7 protein-coding genes and 1 CRISPR repeat array (1 of these 8 cut by a window edge) are annotated in these 15,810 nt (G+C 61.6%); all 7 genes read left to right on the top strand.

Features of this window, described 5'->3' with window-relative positions:
* Positions 1–21 precede the first annotated feature (21 nt).
* The 7 genes from NYP16_RS11175 (at position 22) to cas2 (ending at position 7,774) form a co-directional block, all read left to right on the top strand.
* Complete coding sequence (locus NYP16_RS11175) at positions 22–2,295, top strand: CRISPR-associated endonuclease Cas3'' (RefSeq protein WP_274944227.1); 2,274 nt, start codon at positions 22–24, stop codon at positions 2,293–2,295.
* Positions 2,296–2,373: 78 nt separating this feature from the next.
* Positions 2,374–3,045, top strand: coding sequence for a type I-C CRISPR-associated protein Cas5c (gene cas5c, locus NYP16_RS11180; protein WP_274944228.1), 672 nt, complete (start codon positions 2,374–2,376; stop codon positions 3,043–3,045).
* The gene (cas8c, locus tag NYP16_RS11185; protein WP_274944229.1) at positions 3,042–4,847 is read left to right on the top strand and encodes a type I-C CRISPR-associated protein Cas8c/Csd1; all 1,806 of its coding nucleotides are present in this window, start codon (positions 3,042–3,044) and stop codon (positions 4,845–4,847) included. The genes cas5c and cas8c overlap by 4 nt, the downstream gene beginning before the upstream one ends.
* On the top strand, positions 4,844–5,776 hold the full coding sequence (gene cas7c / locus NYP16_RS11190; RefSeq protein ID WP_274944230.1) for a type I-C CRISPR-associated protein Cas7/Csd2: 933 nt from the start codon (positions 4,844–4,846) through the stop codon (positions 5,774–5,776). Before cas8c ends, cas7c begins: the two co-directional genes overlap by 4 nt.
* Positions 5,777–5,782: 6 nt before the next feature.
* Positions 5,783–6,421: a CRISPR-associated protein Cas4 gene (gene cas4 / locus NYP16_RS11195; RefSeq protein ID WP_274944231.1), complete on the top strand. Its 639-nt coding sequence runs from the start codon at positions 5,783–5,785 to the stop codon at positions 6,419–6,421.
* Positions 6,422–6,439: 18 nt separating this feature from the next.
* Complete coding sequence (cas1c, locus tag NYP16_RS11200) at positions 6,440–7,480, top strand: type I-C CRISPR-associated endonuclease Cas1c (RefSeq protein ID WP_274944232.1); 1,041 nt, start codon at positions 6,440–6,442, stop codon at positions 7,478–7,480.
* Positions 7,481–7,483: 3 nt separating this feature from the next.
* Positions 7,484–7,774, top strand: a complete 291-nt coding sequence (cas2, locus tag NYP16_RS11205; protein ID WP_274944233.1) for a CRISPR-associated endonuclease Cas2 — start codon at positions 7,484–7,486, stop codon at positions 7,772–7,774.
* A 183-nt stretch (positions 7,775–7,957) separates the two neighbouring features.
* Positions 7,958–15,810: direct repeats of the CRISPR family, unit length 32 nt; unit sequence GTCGCCTCCCGCGCGGAGGCGTGGATTGAAAC (it continues 1,606 nt past the right edge of the window).

A 15,810-nucleotide genomic window follows, 5' to 3' on the forward strand; every position in this document is an offset into this window, starting at 1 on the left:
GCAGAATCGGACTGGGAGACATTGACGGAACATCTGAGTGCTGTGGGCGCAACAGCCGGCAGGTTCGCCGCCTCATTCGGGGCCGAGACGGCCGGCAAGGCCATGGGGCTTCTGCATGATATTGGCAAACGCTCTCTCGCCTATCAGTCGTATATCCGGACGCCCCTGGGCCATCCGGGTCTGAAGGGCCCGGATCATAGCAGCGCCGGGGCGAAAGAGGCCCTGGCTGTTTACGGTCCGCAGTACGGGCGCTTGCTGGCTTTTGGCATTGCGGGTCATCACTCCGGTTTGATGGACGGCGCGGGTTACGAGGGTAAGGGGTCATCCCTGAGGGATCGTCTTGAAAAAACCGTGGAGCCTTATGACGGTTGGCAAGATCATGTTGTGGATCTGCCCAGCCTTCAGCAGCTGAAGGATGGTCTGCTGCGTCCAAAGCCCAATGCGATTGGAAAAGGGTTTCCGTACGCTTTTCTCATGCGCATGATGTTTTCCTGCCTCGTGGATGCGGATTTTCTGGAGACCGAGCGCTTCTATGCGACATCCTCCGGCGCGGAGCCGCCGGCGCGGGGCGGTGTCATCGGCCTGCGGCATCTCGAAGCGATCCGGGCGCATATGGCGCGCCACCGCAAGGACGACAGCGAGGTCAATTGCCTGCGTTCGGAAATTCTGGATTATGCGAACGGCAAGGCTGCGCTTTCTCCGGGCCTGTTCACGCTGACGGTGCCGACGGGGGGCGGCAAGACGCTGACCTCCCTCAGCTTCGCTCTTGAACATGCCTTGCGGCATGATCTGCGGCGCATTGTTTATGTCATTCCCTTCACGTCGATCATTGAACAGACCGCAGAGGTCTTCCGAGACGCGCTCAAGACGCCCGATGATATTCTCGAACATCATTCAAACTTCGATTGGGACCGCAAGGAGGTCGCAAGCAACGACGTCGAACATGAAGGTGCCGCAGGTCTCGCCAAGCTTCGCCGGGATGCGGAGAATTGGGACGCGCCGATTGTCGTCACCACGGCCGTCCAGTTTTTCGAGAGCCTGTTTGCCGCCCGCACGAGCCGCGCGCGCAAGCTGCATAATCTGGCCAAAAGCGTGATCATTCTTGATGAGGCGCAATCGATTCCGGTGAAGCTGTTGCGGCCCTCGATGGCGGTGATTGATGAACTGGCGCGCAATTACGGCGCCACGGTTATTCTCTGCACCGCGACGCAGCCAGCGCTGCGTTTGCAGGATGAGGCGCTGCCGCTGACAAAAACGAAGGCCCTCGAAGGATTGGACATCAGTGACGAGCGCGAACTCGCGCCCGATCCGCGCGGGCTTTACACCAAGCTCAAGCGCGTGAAACTGGACTGGCGACGCGAACCGCTCTCTGACGCCGACATCGCCGCAGGGTTTGCCGAGCAGCCGCAGATGCTCTGTATCGTCAACAGCCGGGCTCATGCGCGCGATCTCTTCACCCTGTTGCGCGATCAGGAGCAGATGGGGGCGGTGCATCTGACCACGCTGATGTGCGCGAAACATCGCCGCACTGTGCTCGCCAAGGTGCGGGAAGATTTAAAAGCAGGGCACCCCGTGCGGCTTGTTGCCACCAGTCTTATCGAGGCGGGTGTCGATGTGGATTTTCCCGAAGTCTGGCGCGCGGCGACAGGGCTTTCCTCGATTGCGCAGGCTGCAGGGCGTTGCAATCGTGAAGGACGGCTTCCGGGGCTCGGACGGACAGTGGTGTTCGAGTCCGCCGAGCACAAGACGCCGCCGGTGATCGAAGCTTTCTATGGCCCGGCCCGGGAAATGTTGCGGCGAAAAGGGGAGGATGCACTGAGCCTTGAAAGCATCACCGCTTATTATCGTTTACTTTATTCACAGCACGGAATTGAGGGACTTGATGCCGCGTCGCTGAATGAGGCGAAGTTCCCGATAATTCCAGCGATCGACGCCACCGTGAGCAATCTCAACTTCCCCTTTTCTCAGATCGAGCAAGCCTTCCGCATGATCGACGATGTGATGGAGCCGGTGATCGTGCCATGGGATGAGGATGCGGTGGCAGCCATAAACGCTCTCCAACATGCAGAGTTTCCGCCCGCGGGTGTACAGCGGAAGCTTCAGCAATATGTTGTCCCGGTACCGGCCAAGGCGCGGGCAGCGATGCTGGCCGTCGGCGCCGTGCAAGCCGTTCGCCCGGAGGATTATGGTGCCCGCTTCGTCGTCCTCGAAAACCTGTCGCTCTATGATTCCGCGCTTGGACTGAAGCTGGACGACCCCACCTGGCGGTCGAGTGAGAGCAATATATTCAGTTGAAATTCTACTTTTTATAAAAAATTTACGTCTTGATATTCTCGTAAATATAAAGACATACTTATCTGCAAGGGGGGCTGTATGAGTATCAGGTTGCATGTCTGGGGGGACCGCGCCTGTTTCACGCGGCCGGAAATGAAGGCGGAGCGCGTCAGTTATGATGTGATGACGCCGTCGGCGGCACGCGGAATATTGGAGGCGCTGCATTGGAAGCCGGCCATCCGCTGGCACATCGATCGCCTCCATGTGTTGAAGCCCATTCGGTTCCAGTCCCTGCGCCGCAACGAGGTTGGAGTGAAGGCGAGTGCCGGCAGCGCGGCCTCGGCCATGAAGCGCGGCACCACTGAAGGGCTGGGCATTCTGGTCGACGAGAACAGACAGCAACGGGCGTCGCTGGTGCTGGTCGATGTGGCCTATGTGATCGAAGCGCATTTCACCCTGACCAGCAAGGCCGGACCGGAGGATACGCCGGCCAAACATATCAATATGTTCAACCGGCGCGCGGCCCAGGGGCAGTGCTTCCATCGGCCCTGCCTTGGCACGCGGGAATTCGCGGCAGAGTTCGAATTGATCCCCGATGGGGCGTCGCTGCCGTTTTCGCAGCTTGATGCGGACAAGCGCAATGCGGATTTCGGCTGGATGCTGCATGACATCGATTTCGCCCGTGACAATGCCTCACGCTTTTTTCGTGCACAGATGAAAGACGGTGTGATCGAGGTGCCGCCCTTTGAGTCCGAAGGGGTGGTGGGATGACCATCCTGCAGGCGCTTGACGGGTATTACCAACGGTTGAGCCAACGCGGAGAGGTTTCGGCTGCTGGCTGGAGCCCGGAAAAATTCGGCTGGTGCATCATTCTCGGCAAAAACGGAGAGCCGATCGACGTGCAGAATTTGCACGATATGAGCGACAAAAAGCCCAAGTCCAAGCTCTACAGGGTTCCCGCTTCTTTCCCTCGACCCGGCGTGACGCCGCGCGCCTTTTTTCTTTGGGACAAGACGGCTTTTTCCTTGGGGGTGACTAAGCCCGAAAGTGGAACAGGTTGGCAGCACGCCGATAAGCAACATGAAGCATTCCGCACGTTGCATTTCGCTCGCCTCGCCGGTCAGAATGATGAAGGCTTGGTCGCACTACACCTATTCCTCGAAAAATGGCGACCAGAGCGATTTGATGAAGCGCCCTTCGGACCCGATATGCTGGACGCCAATATTATGTTTCGGCTCGATGGGGAGCTGAACTATCTGCATGAACGCCCGGCAGCTCGTGCTTTGGTTGACAGAGGGCCGAATGAGGAGACAAAAGGTGAAGATGTCTTTTGTCTGATTACAGGGGAGCGTGGCGCGGTGGCCCGGCTCCATCCGACGATCAAGAATGTGGAGGGGGCGCAGTCTTCGGGTGCGGCGCTTGTGTCGTTCAATCTCGATGCCTTCACCTCGCTTGGCAAGGGACAGGGAGATAACGCTCCAACCAGCGAAGCGGCGGCCTTCCGCTATGGTGCGGCGCTCAACCAAATGTTGATCCGTGGCGGACCCAATCGTGTTCGCCGCCCCATCGGTGATGCCACGGTGGTGTTCTGGGCCGATGCGAGCAAAAGCACGGTTGCCGAAGCGGCGGACAGTTTCTTCGCTGACGCCATGGATCCCGATACGCTTGAGGATGCAGCGCGGTATGAGCTTGCCGGTCTTATGGCGGCTGTGGCAAAGGGCCGCACGCTCGCAAGCCTCCGGCCTGATATCGCGGAGGGCACCCGTTTTCATGTCCTTGGTCTGTCGCCAAACGCGGCCCGGCTTTCGGTGCGCTATTGGATGTCGGACGATATTGAGCTGTTCGCCGGCAGGCTCGCACGCCACTATGCCGATATGACCATCCTCCCTGAGCCACTGGGCTGGGGCGGTGCGCCTTCGGTCAACCGCTTGCTGGCGCGCAGTACGGCGCTGCAGGAAAAATACGAAAATATCCCGCCAGTGCTCGCCGGAGAGGTGATGCGCGCCATCCTGTCGGGCGGGTGCTATCCGCGAAGTCTGCTCGCCGCAGCGGTGATCCGCCTGCGCGCGGGCGACGATCCCTTGAGCGGCTGGCATGTGGCTGTCATACGCGCGGTGTTGAGCCGCGACCATCATAAAGGCTTACTACAGGAGGACGTGCCTATGAGCCTTGCGCCGGACGAACCTAACAAGGCCTATCAACTGGGCCGCCTGTTCGCGGTGCTGGAGACGGCACAGCGAATGGCCCTCGGCAAACTCAACGCCACCATTCGTGACCGGTATTTCGGCGCGGCTTCGGCGACGCCGGCCAGGGTTTTCCCGCTGTTGCTGCGCGGCGTGCAGAACCATCTCGGCAAGCTGCGCAAGGACGGCAAGGGCGGTTGGATCGAGCGTGAGATCGAGAATATTCTGGATAAGCTCTCGCTCGATCTTCCGCGTGCTCTGCCGCTCACCGAACAGGGGCGCTTTGCCATCGGTTATTACCATCAGCGCAAGGAACAGTTCAAAGGCCGCCCAGCTGAGGCTGCCGCATTGGACGCCAGCGAAACCAGTGAAGAGGGGACCGAAGAATGAGCACTCCCGTGAACAAGCGTCATGAATTCGTCCTCTATTTCGACGTAACGAATGGCAACCCGAATGGCGATCCGGATGCAGGCAATATGCCGCGGCTCGATCCTGAGACCAACCATGGGCTGGTGTCGGATGTGGCGCTCAAACGCAAGGTGCGCAATTATGTGGCGTTGGTTGGTGGGGAGACCCCAGGACAGGAAATTTATATGTCCGAGGGTGCCACACTGAACAAGCAGCATAAGAAAAGTTGGGCAGCCGTCGTCCCGGAAGTCACCAACGAAAAAGAAATGACCCGTCTGCCAAAGGACGAAGCCAAGGCGCGCAAGCTTACGGCATGGATGTGCGCCAATTTCTGGGACATCCGTAGTTTCGGCGCGGTGATGTCCACGGGCGTCAATGCGGGGCAGGTGCGTGGGCCGGTGCAGTTTAGTTTCGCCCAATCAGTCGAGCCGATCCTGCCGCTTGAAATCTCGATCACCCGCATGGCCGCCACCACGGAAAAGGACGCCGAGGAAAAGGGCGGCCGCACCATGGGCCGCAAGCATATCGTGCCCTATGGTCTGTACCGTGTGCATGGCTATGTCTCCGCGCCGCTTGCCTCGCACGCTACCAAAGGCACCGGCTTTTCCGAGGATGATCTTGAGCTGTTCTGGCAGGCGCTTGGTAATATGTTCGACCATGATCGGTCGGCCGCCCGGGGCGAGATGGCAAGCCGCAAGCTCATTATTTTCCGTCATGACAGCGCGCTCGGCAACGCCCAGGCGCAGAGCCTGTTCAATCGTGTGAACACATTGCGCACGCATCAGGGATCGACACAGAAGATCGGCAGCCCGGCAACCGACAATTGGCCGCCCGCGCGCAAATGGGAGGATTACAGCGTGACCATCGACCACGCCGGTTTGCCGAACGGGGTCGAGATCATCGAGCGCTGATCGGGGATGAAGACGCCGCCGCCACCGGATCCCGCCGCCGAGGATGCGTTGGTGCCGGTGTCGGCCTTGCAGCATTATCTTTTTTGCCCGCGACAATGCGCGCTCATTCATGTTGAACGCTTGTGGGCCGAGGATGGCGCGACGGCCGAGGGACGGTTGCTGCATGAACGCGTCGATGGCGGCAAACCGGACCGGCGGCGGGGTGTGCGCACTGTGCGTGGTCTGCTGCTGCGCAGTTATGCGCTCGGTCTCGCTGGGAAGGCCGATGCGGTCGAGTTCCACGGCACCACGCCCTATCCCGTCGAATACAAGCGCGGCCGCCCCAAAGCGCATCGTGCTGACGAGCTGCAGCTTTGTGCTCAGGCCATGTGCCTTGAGGAGATGTTTGCCGTGCCTGTGCCGGAGGGCGCTCTCTTTTACGGCCAGACCAAAAAACGTCATGTTGTCGCCATCGATGATGAGTTGCGTATGCTCACGCGGCGCATCGCTGCCGAGACGCGGACGATGATCGCGGAGGCCCGTACGCCGCCGCCACGTTTCATGCCCGGCTGTCGTCATTGCTCGCTAGCCGGGCAATGCCGCCCGAAACCGCTCGAAAAGCCGCCCGCCATCCGCCGCTGGCTTACCGCGCAACTGGGCGATTGATTGTAGGGGACAAGGATCATGCGTCATCATCTCAACACCATCTATGTGACGAGCGAAGATGCCTGGCTGAGGAAGGACGGGGCAAATATCGTTGTCGAGGTGGCTGGGGCTGAGCGTGGCCGCGTGCCGTTGCACATGGTTGGCGGCGTGGTCTGTTTCGCCCGCCCCGGCGCTTCGCCCGCAGTGATGGCAGCCTGCGCCGAGGCGGGGATCGCACTGTCTTTTCTCACGCCCGAAGGACGTTTTCTGGCCCGGGTCGAAGGACCGCGCACGGGCAATGTGCTGTTGCGGCGGACGCAGTATCGGCTGGCAGACGATGCTGTGCGTGTCGTGCCGATCGTGCGCGGCATTGTCACTGCCAAGGCGGCGAACCAGCGGACGGTGCTGCGTCGGGCGTTGCGGGATCATGGGGAGCGCATGGGCGGGGACGCCAAGACTGCACTCGAAGCAGCGGAAGCCCGGCTTGCCAATGTCGCACGTCGGGCCGCCGAGGCTGAGGGCGTCGCCATTCTGCGCGGCATCGAAGGCGAGGCAGCACATGTCTATTTCGGCGTGTTTGACAGAATGATCCAAGGGGATCGCGCGGCCTTTTCCTTTAACGGGCGGTCGCGGCGGCCGCCGCTTGATCGGGTAAACGCGCTTATGTCCTTTTTATATGCGCTGCTTGGACATGATTGCCGGGCCGCGCTTGAGGGTGTCGGTTTCGATCCGCAGGTCGGCTTTCTCCATGCGGACCGTCCAGGCCGGGCGAGCCTGGCGCTTGATCTGATGGAAGAACTACGTCCCGTGCTTGCCGACCGTTTGGCGTTGACGCTGATCAATCGCGGGCAGCTCAAGGCGCGGGATTTCAAGCTGGATGAGGGCGGGGCCGTCTCGCTGGCCGATGACGGACGGAAGGCGGTGCTGGTCGCCTGGCAGGATCGCAAGAAGCGCGAGCTGCGTCATCCGTTTCTCGGTGAAGCCATGCCAATGGGCCTTATTCCGCATATTCAGGCGCTGCTGCTATCTCGTCATTTGCGCGGAGACCTTGACGGCTATCCCGCCTTTATCTGGAAGTGAGTCATGCTGATGCTTGTGACCTATGACGTGAGCACGGTGGACCCCGCCGGCCGCCGCCGATTGCGCCGCGTGGCAAAAGCCTGCCAGGATCTCGGTCAGCGGGTGCAGAACTCGGTTTTCGAATGCGAACTCAATCCAGCGCAATGGGTCGATTTGCGCGCGCGACTGATTGCGGAAATCGATCCGGAGAAGGACAGCCTGCGGTTTTACCGTCTGGGCGCCGACGGTATGCGGCGGGTAGAGCACGTGGGTGCCAAAGCCGCCTTGGATCTCGAAGGCCCACTTGTCTTCTGATTTCCCCGCGAACCCCAATTGGTTGGCCAACCCCCGGCCGGTTCGCAAGCGATTTTTCCACATATTTTGCAATAAGTTGACGGCTTTCACAGCCTGCAACGCGCTTCTCTGTAACCAAAACCCCCGCAGTTCGCGCAAAAGCGCCAATTAACATTTGCGGTTCAACATGTTAAGAATACCACAGTCGCCTCCCGCGCGGAGGCGTGGATTGAAACGGCCATCACATGCTGTGGGAGATCCCGATCGCCCGTCGCCTCCCGCGCGGAGGCGTGGATTGAAACTCGGAAAGGGGATGGCGGCAGAAGCCGTGATGGCCGTGTCGCCTCCCGCGCGGAGGCGTGGATTGAAACCTCAAGCCCGAACAGTGTCACGCCGTTCGTCGCGTCGCCTCCCGCGCGGAGGCGTGGATTGAAACCTGTTCGGCGCTCACCAGACGGGGGCTCAATAGGGTCGCCTCCCGCGCGGAGGCGTGGATTGAAACTCCTCATCCGACAAGGACGTGTATTCCCGCCCCGTCGCCTCCCGCGCGGAGGCGTGGATTGAAACCGTTGTTCACTGATCGCCGGGCTGATGAAAATGCGTCGCCTCCCGCGCGGAGGCGTGGATTGAAACCTCTTTTTCGATGACTGAAGAACTGTCGAACCTGGTCGCCTCCCGCGCGGAGGCGTGGATTGAAACCCACATGGCGGTGGTCGGCAGGGTCTGATAGCTCGTCGCCTCCCGCGCGGAGGCGTGGATTGAAACGCGTCACGGTGGCTGTTGCTTGGTCGCGGATAACGTCGCCTCCCGCGCGGAGGCGTGGATTGAAACGCGCTGTCACGCCCCTTGCAGCGGGGCTCGATGCGTCGCCTCCCGCGCGGAGGCGTGGATTGAAACTTGGAGATGATATGCCGCCTCGCGACTTTGCCCAAGTCGCCTCCCGCGCGGAGGCGTGGATTGAAACTTGTATGGTGTATCCTGTAAATCCTTGCTCCTCGGTCGCCTCCCGCGCGGAGGCGTGGATTGAAACACGGTGTATGGACGGGTTAATGGCTTTGCCGAAGCGTCGCCTCCCGCGCGGAGGCGTGGATTGAAACTGTTTTGTCCGCCGCCATTGGCCATGCTAAAGAATGTCGCCTCCCGCGCGGAGGCGTGGATTGAAACTGTTCCAAACAGGCTGGCTGTCGGGAGGTTCAGAAGTCGCCTCCCGCGCGGAGGCGTGGATTGAAACGCTGCCGATCACGCCGAGCAGCCTGGTCAAGCTTGTCGCCTCCCGCGCGGAGGCGTGGATTGAAACACCCTCGTGACCGGCAGCGTGCTGCGTTATACGTGTCGCCTCCCGCGCGGAGGCGTGGATTGAAACTTGAGACTGGGTTTCCGAATGCCGAATTTCATGAGTCGCCTCCCGCGCGGAGGCGTGGATTGAAACTCGCGACCGTCCCAGCGCTGCACGGCATAAATCGTCGCCTCCCGCGCGGAGGCGTGGATTGAAACGAGCTCGACGCGGCTCAGGCCGACATCATCGATGTGTCGCCTCCCGCGCGGAGGCGTGGATTGAAACCGCTCTTGAAGGGTGAAACGGTCGGCAATGGCCGGGTCGCCTCCCGCGCGGAGGCGTGGATTGAAACCCGCCCCTACCGCGAGGGACGGCTGGTACTCTGGGTCGCCTCCCGCGCGGAGGCGTGGATTGAAACGATCTCGGCGGCAAGGCGATTGCGGATCTGGTGCGTCGCCTCCCGCGCGGAGGCGTGGATTGAAACACCAAAATCCACTCCGTCGATCTCATCGTCGAGCCGTCGCCTCCCGCGCGGAGGCGTGGATTGAAACTTGCCGAAATGTCCAAAAAAGGGCGCCTGACCGAAGGTCGCCTCCCGCGCGGAGGCGTGGATTGAAACAAGTTGGGCGGGAATGACGATCCATGGCCGTATGGTCGCCTCCCGCGCGGAGGCGTGGATTGAAACTTCGCGTGGATCGCGCGGGGGTGGTAAATCCCCTGTCGCCTCCCGCGCGGAGGCGTGGATTGAAACTCCTGCTCTATCATTCCTCACCCCTCCCGTCCCCGGTCGCCTCCCGCGCGGAGGCGTGGATTGAAACCCATTGCTTTGCCCACTGGGCTCCGAGACTGGAAGTCGCCTCCCGCGCGGAGGCGTGGATTGAAACCTTGCGTGACGCCTTGCCATCAATCTGGATGATGCGTCGCCTCCCGCGCGGAGGCGTGGATTGAAACTATCTTGATGATGACGTGATCACGATTTCCGGCAATGTCGCCTCCCGCGCGGAGGCGTGGATTGAAACATTCCTGCGCAGTCTATCGGCGACCGGGGCGGGGACGTCGCCTCCCGCGCGGAGGCGTGGATTGAAACACCAAGGGCGGCGAGCTTTATGCGCTGGAACCGAGTCGCCTCCCGCGCGGAGGCGTGGATTGAAACGCCGAACTGCTGGCCACCATCAGAGACATCGCTGGTCGCCTCCCGCGCGGAGGCGTGGATTGAAACATATATATGGGCATAATGCTGATCGGTGTGCCGCTAGTCGCCTCCCGCGCGGAGGCGTGGATTGAAACTGCAAACTCTCAGGGCATTCAATCGTACTCCATTGTCGCCTCCCGCGCGGAGGCGTGGATTGAAACCCACATGGCGGTGGTCGGCAGGGTCTGATAGCTCGTCGCCTCCCGCGCGGAGGCGTGGATTGAAACCCCCATTGTGCACCGTTCCCCGAGTTTCCGCCTTGTCGCCTCCCGCGCGGAGGCGTGGATTGAAACATATATATGGGCATAATGCTGATCGGTGTGCCGCGTCGCCTCCCGCGCGGAGGCGTGGATTGAAACCTGCATCAGGCCAAGCGCACCGGCCTTGATCCTCGTCGCCTCCCGCGCGGAGGCGTGGATTGAAACCCCCGAGGCGCTGCCGAGCGGATAATCCTCAGCCTTGTCGCCTCCCGCGCGGAGGCGTGGATTGAAACTACCAGCTACACCTATGAGGCTGCCGTGATGATGTCGCCTCCCGCGCGGAGGCGTGGATTGAAACGAGTATGCCGGTTTAACACTCACGGATATTGCGCGGTCGCCTCCCGCGCGGAGGCGTGGATTGAAACAGCTTGACCGTAACCGAAAAATGGGCAGGCCAAAGTCGCCTCCCGCGCGGAGGCGTGGATTGAAACCGAGCATTTATGTCAGTTTCTCGGCGGGCAAGGGTCGCCTCCCGCGCGGAGGCGTGGATTGAAACGTTTTTGGCGGTGACCCCTATGACACCGATACCCGCGTCGCCTCCCGCGCGGAGGCGTGGATTGAAACATGCTCCTAGTTATAGGAGTATGAGATGGTACAAGTCGCCTCCCGCGCGGAGGCGTGGATTGAAACCGCCTCCACCGCAAAGGTCGCCGTCACGATGGCGGTCGCCTCCCGCGCGGAGGCGTGGATTGAAACCGACTAAGCGGATGCTTGGGCTGTCGGTCCTTGAGTCGCCTCCCGCGCGGAGGCGTGGATTGAAACGGCGTGTTTGTGATCGTCACCGGCTGACCCGCGCGTCGCCTCCCGCGCGGAGGCGTGGATTGAAACGCATGTCAGGGTGGCCGGAACGGTTTCTTCGGCAGTCGCCTCCCGCGCGGAGGCGTGGATTGAAACGTGAGAGTGAAGGCGCTGGCATGGAATTGCCGGGTCGCCTCCCGCGCGGAGGCGTGGATTGAAACGACTTTCGGGCAATAGTGCTTAAATCGTCTCCCGGTCGCCTCCCGCGCGGAGGCGTGGATTGAAACACCAAGCAAATCGTTAAGCCGGGGCGGCTTGACTTGTCGCCTCCCGCGCGGAGGCGTGGATTGAAACGGGCGTCATTGGTAATCTCCTGTTGCACGGCATAGGTCGCCTCCCGCGCGGAGGCGTGGATTGAAACCAGGCATAGATGCTCGCGTCATCCTCTTTGAGCCGTCGCCTCCCGCGCGGAGGCGTGGATTGAAACCATGCGATCATATGCCGCAAGGCTCAGGTCCCGAGTCGCCTCCCGCGCGGAGGCGTGGATTGAAACACGTTCGGCATCTGTGGGACGTAATCAAAACCTTGTCGCCTCCCGCGCGGAGGCGTGGATTGAAACCGCAAACAGGAGCGGACCCGCTTTGGTGGCTATGGTCGCCTCCCGCGCGGAGGCGTGGATTGAAACATTGGTGCAGGCCCACGATGGCCTCACGCTTAGTGTCGCCTCCCGCGCGGAGGCGTGGATTGAAACGGCGAATCGCACGCTCAATACCGGCGATACGCTCGTCGCCTCCCGCGCGGAGGCGTGGATTGAAACACGGACCAGTTTGCCGCGACTTTCGGCAGCGCGTTGTCGCCTCCCGCGCGGAGGCGTGGATTGAAACGGGCTTCAAGGATCGTCGTCGCAACTTCGGTCGCGGTCGCCTCCCGCGCGGAGGCGTGGATTGAAACTGCTGCGACGCATCAATGAGCGCCTTGAAGCAGCGTCGCCTCCCGCGCGGAGGCGTGGATTGAAACGCGCTGGACGAGGCGGTCATGGCATGGCTTGCACCAGTCGCCTCCCGCGCGGAGGCGTGGATTGAAACTGATTGTCAGATCCATGGCCCTGCGCAAAAACCAGCGGTCGCCTCCCGCGCGGAGGCGTGGATTGAAACATCTGTCCCGTCTGAATATCGCCATCGCCAAAGCGTCGCCTCCCGCGCGGAGGCGTGGATTGAAACCGTATATGCCTCGCGGTCCATCAGATGCTCCCCAGTCGCCTCCCGCGCGGAGGCGTGGATTGAAACAAGCGTGATGCCCGTGTCCCGATCATCGACCGTCGTCGCCTCCCGCGCGGAGGCGTGGATTGAAACCCTTCACCCGCTCCATGATTTCAATGACTTAGAAGTCGCCTCCCGCGCGGAGGCGTGGATTGAAACATTGACCCGCCGTCCACCCTCAGCAGCAGCATCGTCGCCTCCCGCGCGGAGGCGTGGATTGAAACCGCAAGTGTCACGGATAATGTGCTGACGATTTCGGTCGCCTCCCGCGCGGAGGCGTGGATTGAAACCGACTAAGCGGATGCTTGGGCTGTCGGTCCTTGAGTCGCCTCCCGCGCGGAGGCGTGGATTGAAACAGTTGGCGCGGGCTTAGTCGATTTGCCAAAAATGTCGCCTCCCGCGCGGAGGCGTGGATTGAAACCACGCCAAAACTGTTGCGCTGTCGTTGGTGTTGGCCAGTCGCCTCCCGCGCGGAGGCGTGGATTGAAACTCTGCCTTGAGCAATCCTGACTTCCGCGAAATCGTGTCGCCTCCCGCGCGGAGGCGTGGATTGAAACCTTTGTAGGGGTTGGTGCGAAAGAGAAAAGAGGAGTCGCCTCCCGCGCGGAGGCGTGGATTGAAACAAGCGCGCTCGCGCAGGAGAGCGGAGATTGTGGCGTCGCCTCCCGCGCGGAGGCGTGGATTGAAACGGCAAGCAGGGCTTCGCTGTTGGCGGATGTTGGTGTCGCCTCCCGCGCGGAGGCGTGGATTGAAACAACGTTTATCTCCATGACATTGTCCGGTCAGACGAGTCGCCTCCCGCGCGGAGGCGTGGATTGAAACAACAAGTTCGAAGCGTCTTTCTCAAGGATCGGGGGTCGCCTCCCGCGCGGAGGCGTGGATTGAAACTCGACCTTGCGCGCCTCATCCGTTTCTTTCTCGGGTCGCCTCCCGCGCGGAGGCGTGGATTGAAACCGTATCTCCCTGCAACCGGCTCGCAGGCACGGACGTCGCCTCCCGCGCGGAGGCGTGGATTGAAACACAGGACAGCGCGAGGGCGACATGCTCAAAATGACGTCGCCTCCCGCGCGGAGGCGTGGATTGAAACGCGGAGCACCCTGAGCGTCCGGCCTGCTGACCTCGTCGCCTCCCGCGCGGAGGCGTGGATTGAAACCACCTCAGAAGAATTGAGGACTTGTTTGTCACCACGTCGCCTCCCGCGCGGAGGCGTGGATTGAAACAGCCCGGTTGGCGGCATGTGGGCTTGATCTCGCCGGTCGCCTCCCGCGCGGAGGCGTGGATTGAAACCTGAGATTGACTGAACCACAGACATCAATCACTCGTCGCCTCCCGCGCGGAGGCGTGGATTGAAACGCGGCCAACGGCACCGCCATGCTGCAACTGCCGAGTCGCCTCCCGCGCGGAGGCGTGGATTGAAACGCGTGCAAAACAACCCTGAACATGTGCACCGACGTCGCCTCCCGCGCGGAGGCGTGGATTGAAACGGGCCAGAATGGCCCCGGTGCGGCGCAGGCGCCAGTCGCCTCCCGCGCGGAGGCGTGGATTGAAACGCGAGCACGGGCTGATCCACAGCCAGAGAACGCCGTCGCCTCCCGCGCGGAGGCGTGGATTGAAACATGTATAGCGTCATTGTGTTGATCACCGTTCCATGTCGCCTCCCGCGCGGAGGCGTGGATTGAAACTCGAGATGTCCCTCGAAGACAAAGTTGATTGCATCGTCGCCTCCCGCGCGGAGGCGTGGATTGAAACAAATTCAACGGTCAACCGGGAACTGACCGTGCTGGTCGCCTCCCGCGCGGAGGCGTGGATTGAAACACGAATACCTCGGCCGCACCACTGTGGTTGAGGTGCGTCGCCTCCCGCGCGGAGGCGTGGATTGAAACCAAAGATGCGAGCGCTTCGTGAGCATATCTGGTTGTCGCCTCCCGCGCGGAGGCGTGGATTGAAACCACGCCAAAACTGTTGCGCTGTCGCTGGTGTTGGGTCGCCTCCCGCGCGGAGGCGTGGATTGAAACACCCATGTCACCACGGCCAGCGCAATCTTCGATCAGGTCGCCTCCCGCGCGGAGGCGTGGATTGAAACCGTGCGAGTCGAGATAGGGTCCCTCGGTTACGGTGGTCGCCTCCCGCGCGGAGGCGTGGATTGAAACCTTATGTGGGCTTCGAGAGCGTCATCCTGGGTGTGTCGCCTCCCGCGCGGAGGCGTGGATTGAAACTTTGTCCGTCAGCCCGGCGCGCCAGCCGATCAAAGTCGCCTCCCGCGCGGAGGCGTGGATTGAAACAATTTTGAGGTGCCGTTTACCGGCTTTCGTCTCGTCGCCTCCCGCGCGGAGGCGTGGATTGAAACACCGCGTGGCCGTGAACCCGGTATTTCATTTCTCGTCGCCTCCCGCGCGGAGGCGTGGATTGAAACCGATTAGCCACGGGGTACAGCCCCGAAGAAAGCGGTCGCCTCCCGCGCGGAGGCGTGGATTGAAACTTTGCGTCCGATCACGTCAAGGCGTGGGGCATCGAGTCGCCTCCCGCGCGGAGGCGTGGATTGAAACGCGTCCCGCGCGGATCGGCTCTTGACTGAATCAAGTCGCCTCCCGCGCGGAGGCGTGGATTGAAACATGTTCGCCGCCCGCCGCGACTTTTTGCAACAGCCACGTCGCCTCCCGCGCGGAGGCGTGGATTGAAACAAATCATCATTTACGTGTACCACCATGAGTCAGGCGTCGCCTCCCGCGCGGAGGCGTGGATTGAAACCTCGAAACGGGGATGGTGCTGAAAGAATCTGCCGTGTCGCCTCCCGCGCGGAGGCGTGGATTGAAACTGGGAATGTGCGGTTCGGGGGGGTGGCTGCGTGAGGTCGCCTCCCGCGCGGAGGCGTGGATTGAAACCGGTCTCTTGTACAATGCCCTTAGCTATAGAGGTGTCGCCTCCCGCGCGGAGGCGTGGATTGAAACAGGATGTCGCCGAGTTGCCTCATCGTGTATCCGCGGTCGCCTCCCGCGCGGAGGCGTGGATTGAAACACCAAGGCGGTGTTGCGTTTCATGGCATATGACGTCGCCTCCCGCGCGGAGGCGTGGATTGAAACTGCGTCATGATCCCGGCAAACCCCTTTTCAGAGTGTCGCCTCCCGCGCGGAGGCGTGGATTGAAACGCTCTCTGCGCGGTTGATGGCATCCTGTTTGCGTGGTCGCCTCCCGCGCGGAGGCGTGGATTGAAACCTCCCGGTGCTCCTCTGAAATTTTTGGTCAGTGTGTCGCCTCCCGCGCGGAGGCGTGGATTGAAACATCAAATTGATCGGGAGACGCTGATATGCCCGCGTCGCCTCCCGCGCGGAGGC

The organism is Govania unica, from assembly GCF_027920805.1.
Classification (GTDB): domain Bacteria; phylum Pseudomonadota; class Alphaproteobacteria; order Sphingomonadales; family Govanellaceae; genus Govanella; species Govanella unica.

Excerpts from the sequence above, each read along its gene's own strand:
- cas5c (WP_274944228.1), top strand. The coding sequence starts at position 2,374 with ATGAGTATCAGGTTGCATGTCTGGGGGGACCGCGCCTGTTTCACGCGG.
- cas8c (WP_274944229.1), top strand. The coding sequence starts at position 3,042 with ATGACCATCCTGCAGGCGCTTGACGGGTATTACCAACGGTTGAGCCAA.
- cas7c (WP_274944230.1), top strand. The coding sequence starts at position 4,844 with ATGAGCACTCCCGTGAACAAGCGTCATGAATTCGTCCTCTATTTCGAC.
- cas4 (WP_274944231.1), top strand. The coding sequence starts at position 5,783 with ATGAAGACGCCGCCGCCACCGGATCCCGCCGCCGAGGATGCGTTGGTG.
- cas1c (WP_274944232.1), top strand. The coding sequence starts at position 6,440 with ATGCGTCATCATCTCAACACCATCTATGTGACGAGCGAAGATGCCTGG.
- cas2 (WP_274944233.1), top strand. The coding sequence starts at position 7,484 with ATGCTGATGCTTGTGACCTATGACGTGAGCACGGTGGACCCCGCCGGC.